The following is a 15304-nucleotide window of genomic DNA, read 5'->3' on the forward strand; positions in this document are numbered from 1 at the left end:
CATAATCTCGGCATGATAACGTCCGATCGACCACGACCTTTTGGCGCGTCGCTGCGCTGGCGCGTGCTGCTGCCGATTGCGCTGAGTGGCATTTTCGTGCTGATTGTCGGCGCGATTCTGTACACAGCGCCGGCCGACCGCGTGCGTGCGCGCTTCCCGCTGTATGTCCTGATGGCGGCGATGGTGCCGCTGCTCGCCGCGCTGTACGTCGGATTGCGATTCTCGTACCGGATGCGCCGCACGACCGACATCATCGCGCAGTTGGCGGCAGGGCATCGCACCGCGCGGCTGTACATCGCGGCGGACGAGTTCGGCGATCTGGCGCTGGCCCTCAACCGGTATGCCGAGTATGTGCAGGACAAAGCCGACACGCTTCGCTCCCAACTGCGAGTCAGCCGGCAGGAAACCACGCAGCTTGCCGCAAGTATAGATGCGCTGCCGGAAGGCGTGATCGTCCTCGACCTGAACGGGCGCGTGGTGCAGGTCAACACGTCGGCGCGCAAGCTGCTCGGACCGCTGATGAAAGGCGACGATCCAACGGCGCTGACCGAGGCCGTAACCGATGCATTAGGCGATGCGTTGGCGCCAGGCGTGTATGCGTTGGGCGACCCGATGCGCGTCGACGTGGCCGACCAGCTCGTGCAGGCGCAGGTTACGGCGGTGATGAACTACGATAGCACGCGCATCGGCACAGTTGTGCTGCTGCGCAAAGTGCTGGCGGACAGCGACGTTTTGCAGCTTCCGCACGAGACGTCGGTGCTGCCGCTGGAGACGTTGATCTGGAAGGTTAGCAACGAGTGGCGCCAGATCGCCATCAACCATCACATCGAGCTGCAAGTGCAGATCAAGACGCGCGGCCTGAAGATCAACGGCGACATTCAGCGGCTGAGCTGGGCGCTGGGGAGCATCCTCGACAACGCGATCAAATACACGCCGGCGGGCGGCACGATCATGCTGCAGACTCGCGAGCCGGAAGACGGCAAGGTCACGATCCGCGTGCGCGACAACGGTGTCGGCATCAAGCGCGAAGAACTGCCGCACGTATTCACGCGCTTTTACCGCGGCACGCCGGAAACCGACGACGGCAGGCCGGTCAGCGTCCCGGGAAGCGGGCAGGGGTTGGCACTCGCGCGCCAAATCGTGATGGAACACGGTGGCGAGATCGACCTTAAGAGCAGGCCCAGCGCCGGGACTGCCGTCTACGTTGGTCTGCCTCTGGTCGACTAGCGGATCACCAGCTCGCACTGCCGCTCTTCTGTGCGGGACGCCGGAGTGCAGTTGCCTAGCCGCGAGCCATTCCACGATACTGAGAAAATCGTGCGCCAGAACACGGCCTCGCTGGGGATCTGAGCCAGTCGATCGACCGGCAGCGGACAGCCGTACACTTCTGGATCGAATACGCGCCGCTGCTGCATCAACACGGCGCAAACGCCGGGCTCAAGCAGGCCGATCGGGCGCGGGCCGCCTAGCGACGGGGCGTTGATGTCAGCGGCGGAGAACGTCAGACGCGAGACGTCGACTGGCTGTTCGCTGGTGACCTGTACGACGAAGAAATCGAACGAGTAACGCAGCAGCAGGCGGGCGGGTTCGGGCCGTGGCGTGGGCGTGCTCGTGCGCCCAACAACCGCATCGGATGTCGCAGTCGGGGTTTCGCTCTCGGTCGGGGCCGAGGTCGGGCTGAGGGTGACAGTTACGTCGGCGGTTCCGGAGGCTTCGGCGGTTACGGATGCGGTCGGCGCAACAGCCGCCGTTTCGGTCGCTGCCTCGTCGGTCGGCGTCACGCGCTCGGCGGTCGTGGTGGCTGACGGAGTTGCGGACAGTTCCTCAGTTGCGGTGACTTCAGTGGTAGGCTCAGCGGTTTCGCCGGTTGGCGCAGGCGTGCCGGCGGTGGCGCTGGGCGCCGCGGTCAAGCTGGTGGAGGCGATCCACGTCGCTGTGAGATCACCGGGTTCGATTGTGCGTGTATCGGCCGGTGTCACCGTCACGAAGATGTCCGGCCCGGTGGTCAGCGCGACGATGGCGATAAATTCGGCAGTCGCCGTTGTGGCGGCTTCTGCGCGGTCGGTCGCCCGCGCTTGCCGCGCTTCGGTGGTTTGTGCCGCGTTGGCGGTTGGTGGGACATCAGTCTCGGTCGGTGTGTCCGTCGGGGTTGCCGTTGCCGTTTCCGTCGCGGTTGGGGTGTCCGTGGCGGTGGGCGTAGCGGTCGGCGTGTCCGTCGCGGTCGGGGTCGCTGTCGGCGCGAGAGCGGTTTCGGTCGCCATGATCGACGCGGCGGTGTTGGCCGCATTGACCGTGCCGGTGGCGTTAACGATCGCGATGGCGGTCTGCGCAGTGGCGGTCGCGGTCGCGTTGTTGTTGGCGTACAAGCGTGACAGCCCGACAATCGCCGCGACGCCGAACACGAGCGCGCCGACGAGCACGACGATAATCGCGATGATCAATGTCCAGCGTGTCTCGGGCGGCGGGGCAGGGCGCTCAAGACGCTGCGAAACCGGCGTGCGGGCGTCAGGGATGACGACGGTCGGAGACACGTCGCCGGGGAGAAGCCGCGTGCTCCCCGATGACGACGGCGCGGTGTGCATCGTCTGCGCGCCTTGATAAGCCGCTTTGACCGCGCGAATAAATTCGCCGGCAGTTTGATGGCGGGCCTTAGCGTCCTTGCTCAGCGCCTTGAGCAGTTCGCGCTCGACCGCTTCGGGGATGTCCGGGTTGACGCCGCGCGGCGAGGGCGGCGGTTCGCTGATGTGGCTGAGCGCGACCTGCATCGGCGTGTCGGCACGGAACAGCATGTCGCCGGTGAGGATTTCGTACAGCACAACGGCCATCGCGTAGATGTCGCTCTGCGGGACGGCGGTCTCGCTGGCGAGGGCCTGTTCGGGCGCGATATAACGCGGCGTCCCGAAGGCGGTGCCCATGGTCTTGTCTTTGGACTGCCACAGCGCCAGTCCGAAGTCGGTCAAGTAAGCGCGGTCGCCTTCGGTGAGCAAGACGTTCGACGGCTTGAAGTCGCGGTGGATGATGCCGCGTCCGTGCGCATAGTCAAGCGCCTCGGCGATCTGTTCGAGGATGTTCAGCGCCCGCATCGGATCCATCAGCTTGCCGAGGCGGCGCAGGCGCGAGATTTCATCGGCCAAATCGTTGCCGTCGATCAGGCGCATGGCGATGAACATATAGCCGTCTTGTTCGCCGGTCTGGTAGACCGTGACGATGTTGGGGTGATCCAACTGAGCGACAGCACGCGCCTCGCGGGAGAAGCGTTCCGGCAGGCTTTCGTCACTGTCGAGCAGTTCGCGCATCAGGACTTTGACGGCGGCGTAGCGCTGAAGCCGCTTGTCCAGCCCTTTGTAGATGCGCGCCATGCCGCCCGATGTCAGCAGGTCGACAAGCTCATAGTCGCCGAGCGATTTGCCGATCAGCGTGCCTTGCGGGCCGAACGGGGTTTCGTTCATCCGCGTCCTCAGTCGCGTGGATCTCAGCCGCTAACTGTAGCACGCACCGGCGCGGCGTGCTAGACGATGCCAATGCGTATTCTGTGCGGATTTTCTACCGTTTCGTTACGTCCTGCACGCCCCGCGGTGCCCCCGATTAGGGTGGTTGACAGGTCGCACAGGTTGTCCTACTCTCTATCGAAAGCGTTGAGGGAGATGAGTACGCGTATCCATTCTGTCCAGAGAGCCGCGCCCTCGGCTGTGAGCGCGGTCAGCGGTGGTATGCGGAACGACACTCCTGAGCGCGGCGAAAAACGCAGACGTCCGGATTCAAACATGGCCGTCTGACCAGTAAGCGCCGCCGGGTCGCCCCCGTTATCAGGCTTCGAGGCTTACGGCATGCTCGACACCGCGTGCCGAAAGCAAACTGCGGTGGCACCACGGATGCCCCCTCCGTCCGCAGCGGAGGGGGTTTGATTCCAAGAGGAGGTGTCACCCATGTCCCGTGTTCTCGCATCCCAATTGGCCCGGCACGTTGGCGAAACTGTCAGTGTGTCGGGGTGGCTGCACCGATGGCGCCCGATGGGGGGATTCGGTTTCCTCATCGTACGTGACCGCTCCGGTCTGGCGCAGGTCGTGATCGATTCGCCGGCAGTGCTCGACGGTGTGTACGCCGAATCGGTGGTGTGCGTCGAAGGCGAGGTTGTTGCGGAGCCGAAGGCGCCGGGCGGCGTCGAAATTCACGACGTGCGGGTGAAAGTCCTATCGCCTGCGGCTGAGCCGCCCCCGTTCGACCTGTTCCGCCCGGAGTTGAACGCCCAGCTTCCGACGCTGCTCGATCACGCGGCGATCACGCTGCGTCATCCTAAGCAGCGCGCGCTGTTCGAGATCGCGTCGGCGAGCATGGAGGGGTTCCGGTCAACGCTGCGCCGCCTCGATTTCACCGAGATTCAAACGCCGAAGATCGTGGCCTCCGCGACCGAGAGCGGCGCCAACGTCTTCAAGATCGACTACTTTGGGCGTGCGGCCTATTTGGCGCAAAGCCCGCAGTTCTATAAGCAGATGATGGTCGGTGTATTCGAGCGCGTATTCGAGGTGGCGCCAGTCTTCCGTGCTGAGCCGCATGATACGCCTCGGCACTTGAACGAATACGTCTCATGCGATGTCGAGTTCGGCTTTATCGACAGCCACCGCGACGTGATGACTGCGCTGGTCGAGGTGATCCGTGGAATGGTCGCTGCTGTCTCGGATTCGGCGGCTACCGCGTGCGCATTGTGGGGCATTGTCCTGCCGCGCATCCCGGCGAAGGTCCCAATCGTTCACTTCACGGACGCGCTCGACCTGATCGCCGCGGCAACCGGCGAGGATTGCCGCGCGGAGCCGGATTTGTCGCCGCATCACGAGCGTTGGCTCGGCGAGTGGGCGCTGCGCGAATACGGCAGCGATTTCGTGTTCGTCGAAGGCTATCCGATGGCGAAGCGACCGTTCTATACGCATCCGGACGTGCAGCGACCCGCCTACAGCGCCAGCTTCGACCTGCTGTTTCGCGGTCTTGAACTGGTGACGGGCGGTCAGCGCCTACACCTCTACGCGGATTATCTGGCAGCGTTGGACGCGCGTGGCATGCCCGTCGAACCGTTCGAGGGATATCTGGAGGCGTTCAAATTTGGACTGCCGCCGCACGGCGGGTTTGCGATCGGGCTGGAGCGCTGGACAGCGCGGCTTGCCGAACTGCCTAACGTGCGCGAAGCGGCTCTGTTCCCGCGCGACGTCGGGCGGCTGACCCCATAACGGAGTCTGGATGTGGTGCCGATCCGCGCGAAGCGGGTCGGCACTAATTATTGAATCCGCGCCCGAAGCTGCGACGTCCGCGGTCCGACGCCGAGCGTCCCTCGCCGCTGAGCATGCGCTTGGCCTTATTGACGTCGCTTTCGTGCTTGAGCAGAACGGTCAGCGTGTTCTGCAGCGTGTCCTTGTCGAGTGTATCGGCATTGAGCATGACCAGCGCGCGCGCCCAATCCAGCGTTTCTGAGACGCTCGGGGCTTTCTTGAGGTCCATGCTGCGCAGGCTTTGCACGACTTCCACGGCCTGTTCGGCGAGGCGGGCGTTAAGCTGTGGCACGCGCAGGCGCACGATCGCCAGCTCTGCTGCCTGCGTCGGGTAGTCCACGAACAGGTACAGGCAGCGCCGCTTGAGCGCCTCGCTGAGTTCGCGCGTATTGTTACTGGTCAGCACGACGGTCGGCATGTGGCGCGCCTTGATTGTGCCAAGCTCCGGCACCGACACCTGAAAGTCGCTCAGGATTTCGAGCAGGAACGCCTCGAATTCGGCGTCGGCGCGGTCGATCTCGTCGATCAGCAGGACGACCGGTTGTTCGGCGGTCAGCGCTTGCAGCAGCGGACGGGCCAGCAGGAAGCGTTCGCTGAAGAACACGCTCTCCTCCGCGCCGAGCCGGTCGGCCGCTTCGCGCAGGGTGCCGGCGCTTGACAGCATGTCGCTCAGCTTATCGCGCAGGAGCTGGGTGTACAGCATCTGCTTGGCGTATTCCCATTCGTAGAGCGCCTTGCTTTCGTCCAGCCCTTCGTAGCATTGGAGACGGATCAGGGGGCGTTTGGTCGCCAGCGCGTAGGCCTTCGCCAGTTCGGTCTTACCGACACCCGCCGGACCTTCGGCGAGCACGGGCTTGCCGAGTCTGTCGGCGAGGAACATGACCGTGCCGATGTCGTCGCTGGCGATATACTGCTGCTCAGAGAGCGCTGTCTTGAGCTCGTTCAAGTTCGAATACATGGCGTGAGTGCCTTTGTGCTAAAAGCTCGTTCGAATGCGTCCGTGGTCGGGCGGCGCCTAACTTGGAAGTGTCTCGCTCAGATCTTGGTCGTCCTCGACCTGTTCGGTGGTCAGCCCGAAGCGCCGCCGCCGCTTGCTGAAGTCGATTAGTGCCAGCAGGAACTGCTCGCGGTTGAAGTCTGGCCACAGCGTGTCGGTCGCGTAGTACTCGCTGTACGAGCCTTGCCAGATCAGGAAGTTGCTCACCCGCAGTTCGCCGCTGGTGCGAATGATCAGGTCGGGATCGGGCAGGCCGCTGGTATACAAATAGCTCGAGATCAGATCCTCGTTGATGCTCTCCGGCGGGATGCCATCCTGCACGATGCGCCGCACCGCATGGACGATCTCGTCGCGCCCGCCGTAGTTGAAGGCGACGTTGAGGATCAGGCGATCGTTGTGGCGGGTGTATTCGCAGGCGTGCTGCACCTTGCGCTGAATGCCCGGCGGAATGCCGTCCAGCTCGCCAATGTGGCGGATTTGTACGCCGTTGGAATGCAGCTCGCGCAGTTCGCGGTCGATCACCATCTCAAGGATCTTGAGCAGCAGGCGCACTTCGCGCCGAGGACGTCCCCAGTTCTCGGTCGAGAACGCGTAAATCGTGAGGATCTCGACGCCGAACTCGACCGCCGCGCGGATGATCGTGCGCAGGTTTTCAGTGCCCTGCCGGTGTCCCTCGCTTCGGGGCAGCCCGCGCGCCGCGGCCCAACGCCCGTTGCCGTCCATGATTATCGCGACGTGGCGCGGAACACGCTCCGGCACGGCAAGCGGCGCGGAGGTGACAGATGGATCTACGACATTTGCGGCCATGCAAGCGGCCCTCGATCAACTTCGCTTCAGGGTGCCGGGACGGGGGCGGCCTGCGATAAGCCCGCAGCATCGGAGCCAGTTCAGGTCCCGGTCCCCTTCGTCTCCGTGCAGCGCAGAATCACACTGCGCCGTACTCCATTGTATTACACTTCCATCATCTCTTTTTCTTTGTTCTTGGTCAGCTCATCGACCTGCGCGGAGAATTGGTCGATCAGCTTTTGGACCTCGGACTCGCCGTGCTTGAGGTCGTCCTCGGAGATCATCTTCTCGCGTTCGAACTCTTTCATGTCCTCGATGGCGCTGCGGCGGATGTTGCGCAGGCTGACACGGGCGTCTTCGGCACGCTTGTGCAGCACCTTGATGAGTTCGACGCGGCGTTCGCGCGTCAGCGGCGGCATGTTCAAGCGAATTTGGGTGCCGTCGGTGTTGGGCTGCATGCCGATGTTGGCTTCAAGAATCGCCCGCTCGATGGCCTTCACGGCCGAACCGTCGAACGGCCGAATAAGGATTTGCATCGGCTCCGGCGTCGAGATATTGGCAAGCTGGCGCAGTTCCGTCGGTTGGCCGTAGTACTCGACTTCGAGCCGGTCGACAAGGCCGGTACTGGCCCGGTTACTGCGGATGCCGTGCAAGTCCTGCTCGTAAACGCTGAGGGTGGACTTCATCTTGTTGCGGGTCTCTTTGAGTACGTCGTCGATCATGTTCTAACGCCTCTGCTGAGCGTAAATCAATATCGTGTACGCTTAACTATACCGCAACGCGGGCTGTCGCTGAAGGCTGGCGCAGAAGTCAGTTGTCAGTAGACAGTCTTCAGTGGTCAGTGCTCTGAATCGGCCAGCATGCCTCGCCAATCGTCGAGCGAGCACTCCTTGCCGTCGATCGACTCTGTTATCTGATTACTGACACCTGATACCTGAAAACTCAGCACTTGCTACGTATATCCTCGGGCTTGGTAGGCGGCGTAAAGGGCGACGGCGCCGGCGGTGGCGACGTTGAGGCTGGCGACGTGACCGCGCATCGGCAGGGACATCAGCAGATCGCATGTCTCGCGCACAAGCCGTCGCATGCCTTCGCCTTCGCTGCCCATGACGAGGCCGAGCGCCATGTTCAGGTTGGCGTTTTCGAGCGCGGGAACCTCGGGGCCAGCTTCCATGCCCACCAACCAGATGTCGTGCTTCTTGAGGTCCTTCATCGTGTTGACGAGGTTGGTGACCTGCACGACGTGGATGTGCTCGACCGCGCCAGACGACGCGTTGACGACCGCCGGCGTGACACTGGCGCTGCGCCGGTCTTGCATGATGACGCCGTGCACGCCGACGGCATCCGCCACGCGAATCAGGGCGCCGACGTTTTGTGGGTCTTTGAGCAGGTCGAGCAGCAGGAGAAATGGCCGTTCGCCGCGTGCCGTCGCCAGATTGAGCACATCTTCAAGCTGCACATAGGGGTAGGGGGTAACGCGCAGCAGCGTGCCCTGATGATTCGCGCCGTTGGATAGATCGTCGAGGATGCGGCGCGTCACGCGCTTGACGTCGATACGCCGCGCCTGTGCCATCTGAACAATCTCGGCGACCTTGCCGCGTTCTTCGATGCGGTCGGCGATCAGCAGTTGGTCGGGCTTGCGCCGGCGCGCACGCAGCGACTCGAGGACGGCCCAGTGCCCGTACAGAAACTCCATTTAGATGTCCTCCGGCGCCTCGCCGATAGCAAAATCGACGATCGCGCGCGCGTGAAGCAGGGTCGTGTCGTAGAGCGGAAGCGGGCTGTGCTCCGGTTTGATGAGCAGACCGAGTTCGGTACAACCAAGGATGATCGCCTGAGCGCCGAGGGATTGAAGTTTCTCGATGACTGCGACAATTTGCGTCCGGCTTTTGCGGCGCACCTTGCCCTGCACCAGCTCGCGATAGATGATGCCGTTCACCGCGCGGCGATCTTCATCCTCGGGCACGATGACGTTGAGGCCGTGCTTGATGACAAGCCGGCCCCGGTAGAATTCCTGCTCCATCGTGTAGATGGTCGCCAGCAAGCCGACCGTTTCATGGCCGGACACCATCGCGGCGCGGGCGGTCGGATCGGCGATGTGAATCAGCGGGACGTCGACGGCGGCTTGTACCTCGCCGGCCATGCGGTGCATGGTGTTGGAGCAGATCACGATGCACTCTGCACCGGCGCGTTCTAGCCGATGCGCCGCATCGACCATTAACCGGGCGGCCGCATCCCACTCGCCGGCGGATTGCAGCGCCTCGATTTCAGCGAAGTCGAAGCTGGTCATCACGCAATCGGCCGAGTGCATCCCGCCCAGCTTCTCACGCACCAACTGGTTGAGGAGCCGATAGTATTCCGCCGAGGATTCCCAGCTCAATCCGCCGATAAGCCCGATGCGTTTCATGGTCATTCGCCTTTCCACACCGTACCGTCAGGCCGGTCTTCCAGCGTGATTCCGAGCGCAGCCAACTCGTCGCGAATCCGGTCGGATTCGGCCCAGTTCTTGGCTTTGCGCGCCGCCGTACGCATGTCGATCAGCATCTGAACCAAGCCGGCTTCGCGCTCGGCGTTGGCTCCGGCTTGCTGCTGCGGCGCGATGATCCCCAGCACGTCGCCGGCGAGGTCGCTGTACAAGCTGTCAATGGCCTTGAGCGTTTCGACACCGACGGTCGTCCCGCCGTTGAGCAGCACGTTGACATCTCGTGTGAGGTCTTGCAGGGCAGCAACGGCCAGTGGCGCGTTGAAGTCGTCGTTCATTGCTTCGGCGAAGGCGGCGCGCGCCTTGTCGAGCCGTTCGCTGAACGCCCCGCCCTCGTCACCGGCGGGCGCGCCGGCGAGCTGCGAGCGCACCAGCCACACCGCGTTGTTGAGACGCTCCCAACCGCCCTGTGCGCCGCGCATCGACTCGTCGCTGTAAGTGACCGGGCTGGTGTAGTGCGCGCCCAGTACAAACATGCGAATGACCTCGGGCCGGTACTTCTCCAGCGCGTCCTTGATCGTGACGTAGTTGCCGAGCGATTTGCTCATCTTGGTCGGGATGCCGAACTGATCCGGCACGTTGAGCGACCCGACCAGCATCCAGTAGCGGGCGAAGTCGGCGTCGTTGGCGCATTCGCTCTGCACGATTTCCGACTCGTTGTGCGGGAAGATGTTGTCCACGCCGCCGCCGTGGATGTCGAACGTCGCGCCCAGATACTTCTTTGCCATAGCCGAGCACTCGATGTGCCACCCGGGGAAGCCTTCGCCCCACGGGCTGTCCCAACGCAGGATGTGTTCAGGATCGGCGCGCTTCCACAAGGCGAAGTCTTCGGCATGGTGTTTCTCGCCGCGGACGGCCTCGCGCGTGCCGGCTTCCTGCTGGTCAATGCGCCGGTTCGACAGCTTGCCGTATCCCGGCGCGCTGGTCACGTCGAAATACACGCTACCGTTGGCGACGTACGCGTACTCCTTCTCGAGCAGCGTCTCGATCATCTTGATCTGCTCGGGGACGTGGCCGCTGGCACGCGGCGAGATGTCGGGCCGCTGCACGCCGAGCGTGTCCATGTCCTGAAAGTAGTGGCGTGCGTAGTGCTCGACGATCTGCATGGGCTTGGCCTGAAGCTGGCTGGCCTTACGCAGGATGCGGTCTTCGCCGCTTTCCAGCAGGTGCCCGACGTCGGTGATGTTCTGGACATACAACACGTCGTAGCCGGATGCCCTCAGCCAGCGCACGACTACGTCGAACGACACGTAGGTCTTGGCGTGGCCGAGGTGGGAGTACTCCTGCACGGTCGGGCCGCAGACGTACATGCCGATGCGTCCGGGCTCAAGCGGGACGAACTCGACCTTCTGGCGGCCCAGCACGTTGTAGATCATCAAGCTCATTGACGGTTTACTCCGTTTCCTCAGGAATGTCGCCCTTGCGTTCCATGCCCTCTGGCACGGCAAAGATGATGCGGCCTGTCTCGCGGTTAATCAAGCGCGTGACGACCACTTTGATCGTACGATCCATGAACTGGCGGCCCTGTTCGACAATCACCATCGTCCCGTCTTCGAGGTAGCCGACGCCTTGATTGGCCTCGCGTCCCTCTTGGAAAATGTGGATCATCAGCGATTCGCCGGGGATGTAGATGCTGCGCACGGCATTGGCCAGCAGGTTGATGTTGAGCACCAGCACGCCTTGCGCGTCGGCCACCTTGTTCAGGTTGAAGTCGTTGGTGATGATGGCGGCCTCGTAGCGGCCCGCGAGAGCGACCAGTTTATCGTCGACTTCCGCGATGTCCTCGAAATCGTCCTCGACGATCTTGACGATGATGAAGTCGCTGCGCTGCAGCTCGTTGAGCTTGACCAGCCCGCGCCGGCCGCGGTTACGGCGCAGCGGATCAGACGAGTCCGCGACGTGGTGGAGTTCGCTCAGAATGAAGCGTGGCACGATAATCGTCCCGACCAGAAAACCGGTGCGGACGATGTCGACGACTCGCCCGTCGATCAACGCCGACGTATCGATGATGACCTGCCGGTTGGACGGCATGAGCAGCTTGCGCTGGCTCGATCCGCCGCTTATCCGCTCCCACAGTTCGCGGCTGCGCAAGGCGAAGGTCGTCGCCAGCAGGTACGTGCCGATGATCGAGATGACGGCCGGGAGCACATTGCCGACCACGCCGCCGAGCAGCGAGATCGGGTACGCCAGCAGGAGTGTAAGCAGCAGACCGATCGCCGCGCCGATGATCGACATCAGAAGTACTTCGATCGACAGCGAATTGACCATCCGGCGCAAGGCGCGCACCGGCCGTGTCGTCAGCCACGGCGTGAGGATCAGGCCGAAGAGCGTCCCGACAAGGCCGAACAGGACACCGCCAATCGGCTGTTCGAGGCTGATCGCCTCGCCAAGGTCGGCGCCCAAACGCGCACCGAGTACGGCGAAGACGACCATCCCTATCATACGAGAGAGAAAGTCGAGCGACATGGACACACTCCTGTGGATCGCGCCCGCGTTCCGCCTACCGATAATCCCGGGTAGGCGCGTGACACATCGCGTCACGGTGCAGGTGGCGAACCAGCGATAATGAAGGAAGGTGTTGTGGCGCGCTGGCTGCGGCACTCACGCGCTAATCGATCGATTATACGCTAGAGTGTGGCTGCACGATAGACGCGGCGCCCTCCAATGGCCCATGCGCTGCCCTTAGTCGGAGAGGGACTTGTTGGCACGTGGTGTGGACGACTGTGGCCGGCCGAACCGGTCTTTCCCAGCACGGATGGCGATGGCCTGCTCGTAGTACCCGATCACGCGGTCCATCTTGTCGTCCCATGTGTTGATCTCCGCCCATGCCCGGGCGGCGGCGCCCATTTGCGCACGGACCGCAGCGTCGGCAGTCAGCGCACGCACGCCGTCGATCAGTGCCGTTACGTCACCCACTTCGAACGTGAAGCCGGTCGCGCCGTCTTCGACCATCTCCGGTACGCCGCCAACCCGCGCCGCCACCGCCGGCACGCCGGACGCCATCGCTTCGGCGACGACGAGGCCGTAGGTCTCCATGCGCGAAGGAAATACGAACACGTCGGAACTCGCGTAGGCGGCGCTCAGATCGTCGCCGTGCAGGTTGCCGGTGAACGTGACCGGCAGGCCGGCGAAGTATGCCTCCAGATCGGGCCGCTCTGGACCGTCGCCGACCAACGCAAGGCGGGTGTTTGGCACGGTTTCCAGCACGGCCCGCAGATCGCGCAGGCGCTTCTCCTCGCTGAGCCGCCCGACGTACAGCAGCAGGGTGGATCCCTCGTCGCCCCCGAGTCGCGACCGCATAGCGTCGGATCGAAAGCGCGGATGGAAACGCACGGTGTCGACGCCGCGGCCCCACACCTCGATCGGCGGGCGTAGGCCCTGCTCGCGGATGCGCTCAATCATGTGGCCGGCCGGGGCGATCAGCAGGTCGGCACGGTTGAACATGATGCGCGCCAGTCCGCCGACGACCGGCCATGCCCATGCGAAGCCGAACTGCGGGGCGAGGCGCGCGTAATCGATGTGAAAGCTGACGACGCGCGGGGTGTTCAGCGCCAGCATCATGAACATGCCGCTGCCGCCGGTGAATCCGGCGTGGATGAAATGCCCGACGTCCGGCTTGAAGGCGCGTACCTTGCGATACGTGAAATACCCCGGCCAGCTCAGTTTGAGGCCCGGGTAGGCCCAGAACGGAATGCCCGGCACGCGCACGACCTGTGCACCGGCGTACTCGTCCACCGGGCCAAGATCGGGGCAGACGACCATGACCGTGTGCCCGCGCTTCTGCAAGTGTTCGAGCAGAAGCCGGATAACCGTGACGATGCCGTCGACTTTGGGCAGAAACGTGTCGGTGAACAGGACGATGCGCATGGGAGAGGAATCAGGAGTCAGGAGTCAGATATCAGGGTAGCGACGAGCGCAATGGGCGGCAATCGACATGCGCAGGCAGGGTAGTGGGTGCGCAGACTGTCGCGTCCGCGGCGATCTACCTTCAGGACGGGATCGGTCGGACGGCACTCCGGGTCTGTAACCCTCTTCCGGCAGCCTACAGCCCATCTGTCTGCCAAAGTACCGCTGTTAGTTGTGGAGAACGCTGCCTCGCGCATCTTAATCCTTCAGACTCTCACCCGCGCTATGATACGTTCACTGAACCACTACTCGGTAGATCGGACGAATGAGTCGCGCAAGCTTCGGCAGTATTGCTATACCACTGGTGCACGCTGCTATCGCAGTCATCGTGCTGGCTTTGGCCACAAGCAAGTTTGGCCTCGGCATTTCTGCCGATTCGGTCGAATATCTCTCGATGGCAGAAAACTTTGCAGAGACTGGGCGCCTCGCGAACTACCGCAATGAACTACTGACCGTATTCCCTCCGCTTTATACAGTATCGATCTCGCTCATTTCCGGCGCTCTCGATGCAGCAACCTCGGCGCATGTATTGGCGCTTCTCCTGTTTGGCGTACTGATCTTCGCTCTGTCAACTGCAGTGCGAAACTTGACTGGATCGAGAACGATGCTGAACCGGGCGGCATATCATATGCTTGTCGCGGCCTTGGTGTTCTCGCCCGTATTTGCTGTCTCGCGATTCGCGTGGTCGGAATCCATGTACATCGTGATCAGCGTGGCGCAGTTCTGGGTCATGAGATCACTTTTGAGGCAGCCCTCACTTGCGGGAGTTGTGGGAGCTTCCATGCTGGCGGGTGCGGCAGCAATGACGCGCTACATCGGGGTCGTCAACATTGGGACACTGCTCTTTGCCGTACTGTACTTGATCCCCACCCAAACCTCACGAAAGCTGGGTTACGTTGCTGTGACGATTGCGGTCAGCGGCATCGCAATTGGCCTCTGGATGTTTCGAAACTACGGGGTGGATCAAACAATTCTTGGACCGAGGTACCCGTCGGACGTCGGTGTTGTTGAGAACACTCAACGGGTAGTTACTACACTGATGAGCTGGATTGTTCCGTACCCGTTGGCATCAAAAGCAGCATTGGCATTACCCGGTTTCGTACTTGGAGCGACGGCGACTGCATGGATGATATGGAGGAATCGCACACGACTGGATTCGCGCCTCCTCCTCCTGCTCACGTCATATACGGTGCTCTTTGCCGGGTGGATGGTCATTTCGGCTTCTAGCTATGCGTTTGATGCTATAAACACGCGGCTAATGGCGCCAGTGTTCTTGCCGCTCTACTTCATTGTCGTGCAGGCTGTGAAAGCGCAATTAATGCGCGGCGCTGGATCCTTATCGCTCGTGAAGACCCTTTCCGCAATCGTGCTGACGCTAGTCGTTTTGGTTCACTTCTCGAAAGATCTCGTCATGCCAATTCAAAATGGCGCAGGTGGTTACAATTCGGTGGATGTCCAGAGCACGCGAGACCTTGCGTTATCACTTCGAGATGTTCCCGAGGGGGCGCGTCACGCCTCACATCCCGACCTCGTGTACTGGCTTACAGCCGGAGAACTGGTCGTCGACGAGATTCCCAGACAATGGGAGTTCAACGCCCCGCGCGCGGTTGTGGCTACCATTGATGATCTGCGCGGAAACTGGCCCGGACAGATTCCCGCACACATGCTCATCTATCCGGGGCGAGTCTATCAGTTTGGCATCGATCAACTGGGCCAAATCGCGGAAATTACGTTCGTGGCGCGCAACGGAATCGCATCAATGTACGTCGCAACCGAACGAATCAATCCTTAGGCCTGTAACTCAAAGCCGGTTTCTCGGACGCGCCGCCTCGACCTCCGCGGCAGTGAGCCGCATGTCCCTTTCCAATCCTCGGC

Annotated in this window: 12 protein-coding genes; 3 read left to right on the forward strand and 9 right to left on the reverse strand. The window is 62.5% G+C overall.

Features of this window, described 5'->3' with window-relative positions:
• Positions 1-12 precede the first annotated feature (12 nt).
• The gene (locus IPM16_21245; protein MBK9125631.1) at positions 13-1227 is read left to right on the forward strand and encodes a PAS domain-containing protein; all 1215 of its coding nucleotides are present in this window, start codon (positions 13-15) and stop codon (positions 1225-1227) included.
• Here the strand turns inward: IPM16_21245 and IPM16_21250 are convergent.
• Positions 1224-3449 carry a protein kinase gene (locus IPM16_21250; protein MBK9125632.1) on the reverse strand — a complete coding sequence of 742 codons (2226 nt, stop codon included), beginning with the start codon at positions 3447-3449 and terminating at the stop codon, positions 1224-1226. The two genes, IPM16_21245 and IPM16_21250, sit on opposite strands and share 4 nt — an antisense overlap.
• A gap of 477 nt (positions 3450-3926) precedes the next feature.
• Between IPM16_21250 and aspS the strand changes: the two genes are divergently transcribed.
• Positions 3927-5219 carry an aspartate--tRNA(Asn) ligase gene (gene aspS, locus IPM16_21255; protein MBK9125633.1) on the forward strand — a complete coding sequence of 431 codons (1293 nt, stop codon included), beginning with the start codon at positions 3927-3929 and terminating at the stop codon, positions 5217-5219.
• 43 nt (positions 5220-5262) lie between these two features.
• On the opposite strand, the gene IPM16_21260 is transcribed toward aspS, so the two are convergent.
• The 8 genes from IPM16_21260 to IPM16_21295 form a co-directional block, all read right to left on the reverse strand.
• The gene (locus tag IPM16_21260; protein MBK9125634.1) at positions 5263-6216 is read right to left on the reverse strand and encodes a MoxR family ATPase; all 954 of its coding nucleotides are present in this window, start codon (positions 6214-6216) and stop codon (positions 5263-5265) included.
• A 57-nt stretch (positions 6217-6273) separates the two neighbouring features.
• Positions 6274-7062, reverse strand: coding sequence for an isoprenyl transferase (locus tag IPM16_21265; GenBank protein MBK9125635.1), 789 nt, complete (start codon positions 7060-7062; stop codon positions 6274-6276).
• Between the two features lie 143 nt (positions 7063-7205).
• Complete coding sequence (frr, locus tag IPM16_21270) at positions 7206-7763, reverse strand: ribosome recycling factor (GenBank protein ID MBK9125636.1); 558 nt, start codon at positions 7761-7763, stop codon at positions 7206-7208.
• Between the two features lie 230 nt (positions 7764-7993).
• Complete coding sequence (gene rlmB / locus IPM16_21275; GenBank protein MBK9125637.1) at positions 7994-8737, reverse strand: 23S rRNA (guanosine(2251)-2'-O)-methyltransferase RlmB; 744 nt, start codon at positions 8735-8737, stop codon at positions 7994-7996.
• A complete protein-coding gene (locus IPM16_21280) occupies positions 8738-9448 on the reverse strand; it encodes an aspartate/glutamate racemase family protein (protein MBK9125638.1) in 711 nt (236 codons plus the stop codon).
• 2 nt (positions 9449-9450) lie between these two features.
• On the reverse strand, positions 9451-10908 hold the full coding sequence (locus tag IPM16_21285; GenBank protein MBK9125639.1) for a cysteine--tRNA ligase: 1458 nt from the start codon (positions 10906-10908) through the stop codon (positions 9451-9453).
• A 7-nt stretch (positions 10909-10915) separates the two neighbouring features.
• Complete coding sequence (locus tag IPM16_21290; GenBank protein ID MBK9125640.1) at positions 10916-11989, reverse strand: PIN domain nuclease; 1074 nt, start codon at positions 11987-11989, stop codon at positions 10916-10918.
• Positions 11990-12205: 216 nt separating this feature from the next.
• A complete protein-coding gene (locus tag IPM16_21295; GenBank protein ID MBK9125641.1) occupies positions 12206-13390 on the reverse strand; it encodes a glycosyltransferase family 1 protein in 1185 nt (394 codons plus the stop codon).
• Positions 13391-13694: 304 nt separating this feature from the next.
• Here IPM16_21295 and IPM16_21300 point away from each other — a divergent pair, with 304 nt between their 5' ends.
• Positions 13695-15221 (forward strand): hypothetical protein, encoded by a 1527-nt coding sequence (locus tag IPM16_21300; GenBank protein MBK9125642.1) that lies wholly within the window; start codon positions 13695-13697, stop codon positions 15219-15221.
• Positions 15222-15304 lie beyond the last annotated feature (83 nt).

Source organism: Candidatus Flexicrinis affinis, from assembly GCA_016716525.1.
GTDB lineage: Bacteria > Chloroflexota > Anaerolineae > Aggregatilineales > Phototrophicaceae > Flexicrinis > Flexicrinis affinis.